The sequence below is a fragment of the Paenibacillus sp. FSL H3-0321 genome (assembly GCF_038002865.1).
Lineage (GTDB): Bacteria > Bacillota > Bacilli > Paenibacillales > Paenibacillaceae > Paenibacillus_AQ.
The window spans coordinates 3,951,866-3,963,784 of the sequence record NZ_JBBODH010000001.1 but is presented as its reverse complement, the minus strand read 5'-3'; the positions used below and the strand labels follow the sequence as shown (position 1 = coordinate 3,963,784).

11 protein-coding genes are annotated in these 11,919 nt (G+C 48.9%); 6 read left to right on the top strand and 5 right to left on the bottom strand.

All coding sequences use genetic code 11. The features are described 5' to 3' along the window. Positions 1–8 precede the first annotated feature (8 nt). Positions 9–587: an RNA polymerase sigma factor gene (locus MHI45_RS17525; RefSeq protein WP_076113569.1), complete on the top strand. Its 579-nt coding sequence runs from the start codon at positions 9–11 to the stop codon at positions 585–587. Then, a complete protein-coding gene (locus tag MHI45_RS17520; RefSeq protein WP_076113568.1) occupies positions 580–1,386 on the top strand; it encodes an anti-sigma factor in 807 nt (268 codons plus the stop codon). Before MHI45_RS17525 ends, MHI45_RS17520 begins: the two co-directional genes overlap by 8 nt. 96 nt (positions 1,387–1,482) lie before the next feature. Here MHI45_RS17520 and MHI45_RS17515 read toward each other — a convergent pair whose 3' ends face one another. Next, positions 1,483–2,280: an AIM24 family protein gene (locus tag MHI45_RS17515; protein ID WP_076113567.1), complete on the bottom strand. Its 798-nt coding sequence runs from the start codon at positions 2,278–2,280 to the stop codon at positions 1,483–1,485. Between the two features lie 419 nt (positions 2,281–2,699). On the opposite strand from MHI45_RS17515, the gene MHI45_RS17510 reads away from it, so the two are divergent. Then, positions 2,700–4,406: an ABC transporter ATP-binding protein gene (locus tag MHI45_RS17510; RefSeq protein WP_076113566.1), complete on the top strand. Its 1,707-nt coding sequence runs from the start codon at positions 2,700–2,702 to the stop codon at positions 4,404–4,406. A gap of 95 nt (positions 4,407–4,501) precedes the next feature. Here MHI45_RS17510 and MHI45_RS17505 read toward each other — a convergent pair whose 3' ends face one another. Further along, a complete protein-coding gene (locus MHI45_RS17505) occupies positions 4,502–5,059 on the bottom strand; it encodes a DUF5823 family protein (protein ID WP_076113565.1) in 558 nt (185 codons plus the stop codon). A gap of 35 nt (positions 5,060–5,094) precedes the next feature. After that, on the bottom strand, positions 5,095–5,982 hold the full coding sequence (locus tag MHI45_RS17500; RefSeq protein ID WP_256718234.1) for a helix-turn-helix transcriptional regulator: 888 nt from the start codon (positions 5,980–5,982) through the stop codon (positions 5,095–5,097). A 190-nt stretch (positions 5,983–6,172) separates the two neighbouring features. Between MHI45_RS17500 and MHI45_RS17495 the strand changes: the two genes are divergently transcribed. Together MHI45_RS17495 and MHI45_RS17490 are read left to right on the top strand one after the other, a co-directional pair. Beyond that, a complete protein-coding gene (locus MHI45_RS17495; RefSeq protein WP_076113563.1) occupies positions 6,173–7,042 on the top strand; it encodes an SMI1/KNR4 family protein in 870 nt (289 codons plus the stop codon). Positions 7,043–7,516: 474 nt separating this feature from the next. Next, entirely contained in the window at positions 7,517–8,644 is a 1,128-nt protein-coding gene (locus MHI45_RS17490; RefSeq protein ID WP_341119239.1) for a kanamycin nucleotidyltransferase C-terminal domain-containing protein, read from the top strand. A 127-nt stretch (positions 8,645–8,771) separates the two neighbouring features. Here MHI45_RS17490 and MHI45_RS17485 read toward each other — a convergent pair whose 3' ends face one another. Together MHI45_RS17485 and MHI45_RS17480 are read right to left on the bottom strand one after the other, a co-directional pair. Further along, positions 8,772–9,635 (bottom strand): type II CAAX endopeptidase family protein, encoded by an 864-nt coding sequence (locus tag MHI45_RS17485; protein WP_076113561.1) that lies wholly within the window; start codon positions 9,633–9,635, stop codon positions 8,772–8,774. 202 nt (positions 9,636–9,837) lie between these two features. Next, complete coding sequence (locus tag MHI45_RS17480; protein ID WP_076113575.1) at positions 9,838–11,028, bottom strand: MFS transporter; 1,191 nt, start codon at positions 11,026–11,028, stop codon at positions 9,838–9,840. Between the two features lie 274 nt (positions 11,029–11,302). Between MHI45_RS17480 and MHI45_RS17475 the strand changes: the two genes are divergently transcribed. Then, positions 11,303–11,884 (top strand): TetR/AcrR family transcriptional regulator, encoded by a 582-nt coding sequence (locus MHI45_RS17475; protein WP_076113560.1) that lies wholly within the window; start codon positions 11,303–11,305, stop codon positions 11,882–11,884. Positions 11,885–11,919 lie beyond the last annotated feature (35 nt).

Sequence of the window (11,919 nt, the reverse complement as noted above, 5' to 3'; positions counted from 1 at the left end):
GACTGGGATTGTTTGATACAGCTGACGATGGGCAATTGATTGAGCGCATAATGCAAAAAGACCCGGATGCCCTCGAAAGGCTTTACGACCGATATGAACAGGTGATCTATAGCTTTGCCTACCGGATAGTAAAGGACTCGATGGCGGCCGAGGAAGTGATGCAGGAGCTGTTCCTGCGTATTTGGAAGAATGCAGAGCACTTTGATGCGGCCAAGGGGAAGCTCACCACCTGGATGTTCACGGTGACCCGCAATATTGCCATAGACCATCTTCGCAAGCGGAGCACAAGGGTTCCGCAGCAAGCCGGATCGGAGAGTCTGGAGCTGATCCAGGATCAGGCGACGATGACCGAGGAAACGGCCAGGCTGCTGATGGCCGGGGAGCAGGTAAGGGCAGCACTGAGAGAGCTGAGCAGGGATCAGCAGCAGGTTCTGGATATGATCTATTATCAGGGCTTAACCCAGCAGGAGGCAGCAGACCTTGCATCCATTCCGCCGGGCACGGTCAAGAGCAGGGTAAGATTGGCAATGAAACAGCTCCAGAAGCGATTGAGCCATTGGGGAAGGAGGGAGCATGTTCATGACTGAAGAGACGAACGATAGATGTGAACTGGTTGAATTGTATGTTCTGGAAGCCTTGCCTGAAGATGAAATGCAGAAATTCGAAGCTCATTTAATGGAGTGCGCAGATTGTAGCAAGCGGGTGAAGGAATATCGCAGCGTGATGGACCTGCTTCCTCTTGCCTCCGAGCCTGTTCAGCCGCCCTCGGGAATGAAGTCACGGATAATGTCGCGGGTACTGGTAGCGGATGCTCCGGCACAGGTCAAACGTTCAATAGAAGAGGAGCCGGTCCAGGCACTTCCTGTAGAACGGGAAGTGAAGACAGTGCCCCCGGCAGCGCCCGCCAAAAAAATCCCGTTCTGGCGGTACGTAAGCCTGGGTCTTGCCGCAGCGGTGCTGATTATGATGATCTATGCGGGACAGCTGCGGCAGGATGTGGACCAGCTCCAGCAGCAGCTTTCCGGCGGCACAAAGCCGGCACAGGAGCTTAAGGTTGATGAGTCGGTCGCGCTGAGTCCGGCGGCCAAGGATATTGTGGCCAGCGGTTTGGCAACGATCGTCGTTGACAGCAGCGGCACACATCTTGTCGTTCAAGCGGAGAATCTGCCGGAGCTGACAGGAACGGAAGTGTATCAGGTATGGCTGATCAAGGGAGATACCCCGCAGAATGCAGGAACCTTTGTATCTAGTGAGGGGAGTGGCGCGCTCTATTATTCATTCAAACCGCAGGAATACGATACAGTGGCGATCACCCTTGAGCCAGATGCCGGTGGAGAAACACCACGGGGGCAGATGGTCCTTACCTCACCGATAAAAAAAGGGTAACAGGGAAGGAATAGGAATTAAATCCCTGCATACCGAAGAAGACAATGGGCCATCCAAGCGGATGGCCCTTGTTCAAAATATAAGTTAGTTTACGGATCAAGACGTGGGATTCGCTTGGAACAGACTGTTTTTGTACTGAATCAGCGGTGCCAGCCACACCATACCCGTGCCCCGGTATACATTGACCAGACCCTCGCCGGAGGCCGCAGAGCCCATCCGGGTTTTGCCGGATTTCTCGACGGTGAAGTCCAGGGAATTGGACCACATTAACGCAAAGTTTCCATCCACCTTCAGTACATCATTCTGCAATTCGATGACGACGGCTTCTTCGGAAGGAATTGGTGCTTCCAGTGCCAGGATGCCTTTTCCTTTGGCGCTTAGATTAAACAGTCCTTCTCCTCCGAGTACGGCAGAGGATGCGTTCTTACGCGCAGTGACAGCAATGTCCAGTGTCGACTCGCAAGCCAGGAACATGCCATCGTCAATGACGATATGGTCGTTGTCGACATCAATCAGCCATAAATATTTATAGGTGGTCTCCAGCAGAATCGTTCCCGTACCTTTGTAAAGCGGTTTGATTGCCGTGGTGCCGGTCACCGCACTGGAGACGATGTTTCTCATGAGCCCTCCAACACCCTTAACCCCGGAGGTCATTTCAATATTGCCAATCATATATTGCATCGCCCCTGCGCTCAGCATAACCTCGCTGTTGCTCAGTTCAATCATAAGCTGCTTGTTGCGCATATTGCTTTTGCTCATGAAGAAGTTGGTTTGGGCTTCCAGCAGTGTGGTGCTGCTCAGATCCTCTTTATATTCGATGACCGTAAATCCGCCAAGCTGCTCCTTAATCACCACATTGCTGTTATCTTTCAGATTATTAATCGTGTAAGCCATAATATACACTCCTCCACCCTCGCAGATATTGTGACAATACGCAGTTGCCTTCAAGGCATAGGTATTCGACAAGAAAGGGCAGTATCCTTGCTTTTCACTCTTGAATAATAACAATACGAAATATATAATATGGAGAATCTGACAAATGAGGTGAATGGATGTCTTTCCGTATCGTTCCGAGGAACTAGTAATCGGGCTGGGTAACACGCGTACCAGCTATCAAGGGGGCGGTCTGTCTCTTTGATCGACTATTACTAGCATTCGGAATGGTGTCGGGCAGTCATTTTACGGAGCCGGGACACTAAGCGGTTTAACTTTGGGCCACACATTTTTGAATTGTGGGGGTTCTCTGGAGTTGAACGGCGAGGGAAGTCCCGGCTTTTTTATATACTTCATTTGAAAGATTGGGGATATCTGTGATGTTGAGAAAATGTCTTGTCCATCTGAAAGGGTGGATTGTGCTGTATATCAGTTTAGGTTTTGCCATTCAATTCTTAAGCAGTCTGGGGATTGTGGTCTTTCAGGAGATCCTGGATAGGGCTGTGGAAGGAACATCTTTAGGAGAAATATCGGGTTTTATTGTGAGCTATGGGGTACTGCTGGGCCTGGTGGTCGTCCTTAACTATGTAGATGAATATCCAAGCGCCCATCTGTCGAACAGCATCACGGAGCGATTGAAGATCCTGGCACTGTCCAAAATATCCAAAATCGATTATCTGGCCTATCAGGAGATGGGTACAGGCCAAATGATCAAAGTGATTGAGAACGGCGCAGCGGCCGGCAACAGCATTATATACTCCTTTTTCCTCAAAACCCTGCATGAGCTGCTGCCCACGATAATCTTCAGCCTGATCTTCATCAGCTTCTACGATATGCGGATCATGCTGGTGATTGCTGCCGGCTATGTCGTGATCTTCCTGATCACAAACGTATTGCTCAAAGTTTTGTACCGGATCAAGTCGACCATACTTCAAGAGCAAGAAGCGATGTCCAGATATTCCATTCGTGGATTTATGGAGCTGGTCGTCTTCCGGACGAACAGAAAGTATGAGCAGGAGATCCGCAAAATAAGTGATACCGCAAGAAATATCATTCATAAAAGCGCTCAGCTGCAAATGATTCATGAGTCCTTTTTTGCAATCTTCGAACTGTTTATTACTGTCATCAAAGTGATTGTGCTGATCTACGGGGTGAGGAACGTGGTGTCAGGTCAGGCTTCCCTTGGGGTGATGGTCGCATTGTTTATGTTTATTGATAAAATTTATACGCCGATTGCCATTTTCAATGTGCTGTTCGTGAATTATCGGCTGAATAAGGTAACCTACCAGCGGTTTGAGCAGTTCATCAACGCGCCGGAGGACCGGAATCTGGAGGCCGGAACAGCAATTACGGAGCTGCGGGGTGCTTTTGAATTCAGAGATGTGTCTTTTGGATATGGAGAGGTTCCGGTTCTGCGGCAATTATCCTTTTCGATTGCGCCCGGAACATCGGTTGCTCTGGTGGGACTGAGCGGAAGCGGGAAATCGACGATCATCAAATTAATGGCCGGACTGTTGAAAAAGAGCGGAGGCCAGCTGCTGCTCGACGGCATGGAGTTGGATCAAGTTTGCCTGAACAGCTATTACGAACATATCTCCTATCTCTCCCAGGACAGTCCGATTTTTGACGATTCGATCCGGGGGAATATGGTGTTCGAGCAGAGCCTTCCGGATGAAGAGCTGTATGCTGTACTGGACAAAGTTCATTTGAAGGAGAAGGTGCTGCAGCTGCCGGAGAAGCTGGACACCCTGGTAGGGGAGAAAGGCCTCAAATTGTCGGGAGGCGAAAGACAGCGGTTAGCCTTTGCCCGGGCTATTTTGCAGAAGAGAAATGTTGTCATTCTGGATGAACCGGTATCAGCCCTCGATAATATTACGGAGAAAAGCATCATGGAAACGGTCTTCCGCGAATTTCAGCACAAAACGGTGATCATTATAGCCCATAGGCTGAATTTTATTAAAGAGGTCGACAAGATTCTTGTGATGGAGAACGGCTGTCTTGCGGGCGAAGGAGATTTCGAGTCCTTAATGGAACAGTGCGCTCCCTTCAGGGCCTTGTGGAATAATGGCAGGGGAATTGTGGAGTAAAAGGATCGAAGAAACGGCTACCGTTCTTATTAGAACAGTAGCCGTTTCTCTCTAATAACACTGGATTCTTCCGCCAGCATGATGCTGCCGGGTATCTAACCAAACTCTTCCCTTTGCGAGATCTTGAACAGTGCAGCAAAAATGGCGGTGGCAATGGATAAGGTGATCAGATAGGGCTGTGACATCGTCAACTCCGCAAACCAATACTCCCCGGCCAGCAGGAAGATAACATAAGCCAGACCCAGACCGAAGAGAAAGGAGCTTATTTCCCCGGCATCTCTTTTGATGTTCAATTTCCGGGTAATCAGTGACAAAACTACGGACAGATCATACGCGATCACCATAAGCATACCGGCAGTATAGTAGGTGCGGTCCTCCATCGGAGCAACCCCTTGGTCGATAATACCTGCAAAAAACTTTGCTATAAGCATGGCCACGATCCAGGCGATCAGGTGGGAAGCTGTCTCTATAAGAAGATTTTTCAAATAGCTTCCTGCAGTGAACTGCGCCCGTTTCTCCCAATAGGAATAGATGAGGATATACAGGGCAAGTCCGATGCAGCATGTATATAAATATCCGGGTAATTCCCCTGAAAACAGTTCTGTCAGAAGTTTAATGCCTGTCTTTAATACTTCTCTAATGATGGAAAACAAATTACAGCCTCCCCAAACCTATGCCGTATAAGAAACTATTGGTCAAATTTCAGATTTTGCGGTTCCGGCGGAAAGACTTCTGCATCCACCAGACCATCCGTTACCGGGATATCCTTGCCTACTTCTTCAAATTCACAATCTCCCAGCCATACCTTCCCGGGGCCTGTCAACAGGATTCCGATATTGATACATACGGCTTCGGGAGGTACATCCAGCACACAAGCGTAATGGTTCCATTCCGTGGTCCCCCGAATGCTTCTGTGCTGCATGTTGTCGAAGGCTAACAGGTTCTGCAGCTTATCATCAATCCGCATCCATAAACCGCACCAGTCGGTGACACTCTCCGTACTGACAAAGCCGGAAAACCGCATCCGCTTTCCCGCATACGGCTGGGCTTGGAATTGCTGCATCACCGTACCGAAATCATTGAACTCAAATGTTTCTCCGGCCGTAGACTGCAGACAGACAGAGGGGGTGGTCTTATAGTGGATTCGGGTATCCAGCGTCACCTTATACTTCTCCGGAGTCGTTCCGGTAACTTTCCAGCCTTTAATTTCTGACATTGTGTAGACCTCTCTTTCCTGAATCAGCAGTTTCATCTGCGCTCTATATTGGGCAGGCGGTAAAGCATAGATTTCTTTAAAAGCTCTGGTAAAGGCTTCCTGGCTCTCAAATCCATATTGCAGTGCGATGTCAAGAATGCGTTCCTCCGAATAAAGCAGGAGATTTGCCGCACAGCTTAGCCTGCGGGTGCGGATATGATCATACACACTTTTGCCGACATATTTACGAAAAATCCGGTGGAAGTGATACTTGGAGAACCCCGCTTCTTGTGCAATCCGTTCCAGGCTGAGCTCCTCTTCGAGATGCTGTTCAATATACTCAATGCTCGTATGGATCAAATGGTAGTACAGTGTGTTCACCCCTTCCGGCAAGTAATACTATATAACATACATCTGAACCGATTTTGATAATTCTTGCTATGATTTAAACATCATCTTGTGCGTCTTCCGGTGCAGCATAAAGTTCCACTTCGTCCTTGGTTGGCTGGAATCAGGCTGGAAATGGTATAATTCCTATAGGTAGTAGTTATCGAACTGGGAGGCATAAATAATGAGTGAAAATCTGTTGGAACAACTGGAATTGTGGCATGAAGAAGATGAGATTCAGGAGATCGTCGATGCGATTGAAGAGATTGATCCGGAGGAACGGGATTATGTGCTGAATAGCCACTTGGGCAGAGCGCTGAATAATCTCGGACGTTATGAAGAGGCACTGGAGCTTTTTGAGGAAATCGCCGAAGAGGGTGAAGAGGATCCGCTGTGGCATTTCCGCGTAGGCTTCTGCCATTACTATCTGAAGCAATATGATGAAGCCATCAGAGAGTTTGAAATCGCTGACAAGCTGGACCCTGAAGATGAAGATACCCTGGAGTTTCTGGCACTCAGCCGCCGTAAAGCCGCTAAGAAGAAGTCCACTGTCAAGAAGCCTGTACAGAAATTCGACTTCTCGAACTTTTGGGATGACAGCGAGTATGCACTCGATACCTACGTATCAGAGCCGCCTTCGGATGAGCTGATTGCTTCCGTAGAGGAAGAATTGGTCTTCAAACTGCCGGCGTTCTATACTTCCATGATGAAATTACATAACGGAGGAATTCCACACAACACTCGTGTTCCTTTAGGACAAGAGGATCTCGAAATTTCCGGGTTTCTGGGCATTGGACGGGATAAGAGTCAATCGCTGTGCGGAGCTGCGGGCAGCCGGGTTAGGATTGAAGAGGGCGGATACCCTGAGATTGGCGTAGTCATTTGCGACACCCCTGCCGCAGAGCATGAAGTAGTAATGCTGGATTACCGCTCATCCGGCAATGACGGCGAACCGGAGGTTGTTCATGTGGACAAGGATAATAACTACAAGATCACGAAGCTGGCCAATAACTTTGAGGCCTTTATTCGCGGACTGGTGAGTGCGGAGAACTGAGTTGCCGCGGATAGAATCGTGCAGTTCAGTGTAATGACGTCATGCTGAATAGTTTCAATGCAAAGGCTCTCTATAAGGAGGGCCTTTTTGCAACTGATAAGAAGGGACATATATAGATTGAACTTGGAAAATAAAAAAAGGTGGAAGTGACGGAGGGGAAGTTTGGAACTGTAGGAGCGATAGCGTCCGCCTGAAAGCTTTCCGTAGGAAAGCTCTCTTCGAAAGCATAGGCAGTCTGTGGATTTCAACCGCTTAGAGCGGAATAAAACCAAGAAATCTGCAGACAACAGCGGCCGGAAGTCCAAACATTCACCGCAGTTACGATAATAACCCAAAATAAAAGATCTAAAGTTCAAACTATATAGCCGGTTCTTCTGGACAGTAGACAAAAATTATAGCTGAACTCTGCCTAAACGGGTGGATTAAACTTTGATATGATGACGGGGCAAGGCTTACACAACGGGAGGAAATAAAATGTTGAATGTGTTTGATGTTGCCAAGACGCTTGTACATCAAATTGAAAAAGTCTATTCCGAAGATATCGCGCTGGTTGCTTATTACGGGTCATATGCTCAAGGGACGGCTACTAAACGCTCGGACCTGGACTTCTTTTTCATTCCGGCTACGCCTGAAGGTTACGGGGCAAGCATTCAGTTTATTATTGATGACATCAGTTTCGACTTTTGGCCAATCAGTTGGGAACGTGCGGCAAGCATGGCCTCATTTGAGGAATTCAAAACTTCGATTATCGCTGACTGCAAGCTGCTGTGCGTGCGCTCAGAGGAAGACCGGGAAAGATTCATGAAGCTGCGTGAACCTATTTCCAGCATGCAATCCCCGGAAAATAGACGCAACAGGGTCGGAAAAGCAGAAGCCGAGTTCTGCAATGTATACACACATTTGTATAAACTTTGCCGCGCCGGTGCATCCGAGAATATAGCGTATTACAGAACAGAAGCGTACGGCTTATTAACGATGGGGCTGCAAAGCCTGGCGTTGCTGAATGGAACATATTATAAAAGCGGCTTCGGTAAGAACCGGGAGCAAGTTCTCAGTCTTCCGTTACAACCGCCCGGCCTGGAGCCGCTGATGGAAACCATTATGCGCAGCAGCGTAACAAGCGAGATTGTAGAAGCTTGTGAGGAACTGGTAGCGGGTATATTTGCTATTCTGTCAGCGGAGCAGGAAATGGGTTATGACGCACCTTCTTACCCCGACCGCATGAAGGGTTGTTATGAAGAGGTGAAGGGCGTTCTGGACAAAATCATTACCGCTTGCGAAAGGAATGATTATGATACGGCATTCTTTTCCGCCATACAGGCACAGGAGGAGATCGCCAGTTTTTTATTTCTTGCCGAGACGGGAATCTGGCCCAGCGATTTGATGCTTCATTCGGCTTATGAGAACGTATACCGGCGGTTGGGATTCCCGGAGCTGGCTGGATTGCTGAACCCGGATGACCTATCACCGTTACAAACCGCTGTGGAACGGTTAAACGCTGATTTGGAAGGGCTTTTCCGCTCCAAGGGAGTGGAGATCAACCGCTTCGCGGATATTGAAGAATTTGAAGCATTTCTAAAGGGGAAATACGCAACAGCATAATTTATTCTGCGGGAGCAAAGCACTCATCCTTAAAGGGATGGGTGCTTTTTGTGTCTTTTTAAAGTCATAATCTATTTCGCTGTATAGAAAATATGGTAATTCTGCGATTTAATCCGCATTTCCATCTTCACAGTCTTTTTACATTCATCGGTATGCGTGAAAGGGTCAATGCCGCTACCAGCAGGGCAAGAGCCACGAATACGCCGGACTCGCCCGTCCATAATAGCGCTTGATCCCCTTCAGAGAAGGTATCAAAGACATTTTGGATCACTGCATTCCAAGAAGCATGCAGGAAGATTGCAGGCCAGACGCTGCCGGTAGTGAGGCGCAGACGTCCAATGATATATCCGAATGAGGTTACCGTAACCATAAATAATATGATGGAGAGAGCGAGATAGGGGCCGGAATAATAGAGTCCAGCAATTATTAAGGGAAGATGCCATAGTCCCCAGATGATCCCGCTCGTCAATATCGGGTAAGGAACACGCGCGTCGATCAGCCGTGTCAGCATATAACCCCGCCAGCCCAATTCCTCGCCGATGCTGCCGATCAGCCCCATTGCGGTACCGGCGACCATTTGCACCAGAAGAAGTGCCGTGAAGACTACAGCAGGGGGAGCCTTAATATAGGTTTCAGGCGTAACATATTGCACCAGTCCAGTGATCCAGGCAATACCGTAGGCCACCAGGCCAATGAAGACGGGAAACAGAAGTACAAAAGGTAGTCTCTTTAACGATCGGCGTCCGCCTACTCTTAAGGAGATATCAGCGATCCCTTCGCGCAGGATCAACCGGGCGAAGATTGAGGCAAGGCCCGGTGCCCACATCAGAAGCAGTATAAAAGCGGGGTTTTTCATGCCCAGAATATAACCAATGACAGAGATGGGAATGAGCAGGGTGAAAAAAAGGAGAAGTCCCCGACGGGCAAATCGCATTCGTTCTTCCTGTCCGCCCGAAGCGGAGACAGGTGTGCTGGCCAGTTTGCTTTTCATGAATAACCCCTCTTTTTCCAATGTATGTATATCCATGGAATAGTATAGCAATCCCTCCACCCTGAGCTGAACCAACCTCCGCCCAGTCTTTCGACTGGTCTGAGGCCCAGTAGAAATCGGGGTAAGAGTCTAGGCAGGCATGCTAATGTTGGTGTTGGAGAGCTTCTGCGAGCTATAGAGGGGTTAATTTGTGATGTTGGAATCAGTACAATCGGCGGGTCAATGCCCAGAAGAGCAGGGCCAATGCACTGACAACTGCGCCCAGCAAGCATACTCCGTTCCAGCCCATGTGCTCATAGATCGTGGTCGATGCAATGGACCCGGTGGCGCTGCCGATGGAATAAAAAATCATGTAACCGGCGGTAAGCCGGCTTCGCGCTTCAGGCCGCACAGAGAGAATCATGCTCTGGTTGGTGACATGTACCGCTTGCACTGCCAGATCAAGCAGGAGGATACCAGCGATTAAGGCCCAAAGCGAATGTTCGGTATAACTGATAGGCAGCCATGACACAAGCAGCAGAATCAGTGCCGCGCCGGTGGTCCGCTGTCCTAATCCCCGATCCGCAAGCCGCCCTGCCCGCGCTGCCGCTAACGCACCGGCAGCTCCAGCTAGGCCAAACGCTCCAATTGCAGTGTGTGAAAGAGAAAGCGGCGGAGCACTAAGCGGCAGCACAAGCGAGGTCCATAGGATACTGAAAGCAGTGAAAATCATCAGGGCGAGGGCAGCACGAATGCGCAGGACTCGTTCCTGCAAGAACAAGGTGAGTGTAGAGCGCAGCAGCTGTAGATAGGATAATGACTCTCTTTCGTGCTCATCATGAGGCAGTACCCGGAACAATACGCCAGCCATAAACAGCGATAGTCCGGCAGAGACTATGTAAACAGAGCGCCAGCCGGCTAAATCCGTCAATAGGCCGGCAAACGTCCGTGCAAGCAGAATGCCGATGACGATTCCACTGGTTACGAGACCGACGACACGTCCGCGCTCGGCTGGCGCCGCAAGGGTTGCCGCGAACGCAACGAGCGTCTGCGTCACTACGGCGAGCAGGCCAACCGTGGCCATTCCTATGAACAACACGATGCTGGAAGAGGCAGTCCCCACCAGAATCAAAGCCAGGACGGATAAAAGCATCTGTCCGGCGATCAGCGAGCGCCGGTTCAGAAGATCACCGAGCGGCACCAGCAGCAGCAGTCCCAGGGCGTAACATGCTTGTGTGATTGTAATAACGATTCCGGCGGATGAATGAGGGATGCGGAACTCATCCGCAATAGCGTCAAGCAAAGGCTGTGCGTAATAAATATTGGCGACAGCGAGTCCACAGGCGATGGCAAACAAGAGCGGCACATAATGGGGGATTGCAGAGCGGGGTGCTTCTGCTTGAGTTGGCTCCAATCCGGTGCCTGTATCCTCTACTGCAATGAACTTCGTTTCTGCATCAAGCTTCTTCAAAGCTAATACCTCCATGAATTTAGTATTGAGTAATTTGATAATAACATACTGATTGGTACATAATTAGTCTTAGAAAATATACTACTATAAAATGCTGTCTGTCAAGGAGTTGAGTCAAAATTATGTGGGAATTGAGCTAAAAAATGTGGATATTTGATAAGCGATCTGTGGTATTATAAATGAATAACATACCGTTCGATACGTAAAGGGGTGCATTATGGCTAGGCTTCGCGAATTTAATGAGGAAAAGGCACTGGATGCAGCTATGCAGCTATTTTGGGAAAAGGGGTTCGAAGCGACCTCATTAAGCGATTTAACATCTGCTATGGGCATTCAGCGGCCAAGCATCTATTCGGCCTTTGGAGATAAAAAAGGACTATTTGAGGCAGCTTTGCGGAAATACACAAGTGCCCACGCTTCTGATGTTCGTGCCAGCCTTCAAAAGAATGTAACGGTTAGAGAGGCATTCCGTGATTTTTTTGATGCTCTGGTGGCAAAAGAATATGGAAACGGCGCGAATTGGGGATGTTTTTGCATCAATTCAATGGTGGAGCTTGCACCTCATGATGAGAAGTTTGAAATCCTGACGAGGGAGCACCAGATGTATCTCTCGGTAATATTTCAGGAAACGATTGAACGAGGGGTGCGTTCAGGCGAGCTGGATGTCTCTATTAACGCCAAAAGTTTGGCACAGACACTGGTCGTTTCACTGATAGGACTCACGGTAATGCTGAAATCCCGTCCTGAACGGTCATTCGTCGATAATTTTGTGAAAGAGATCCTTACATTGCTTAAATAATCAACCAGGTCCCACTGCGCATTCTCAAGCCCTGC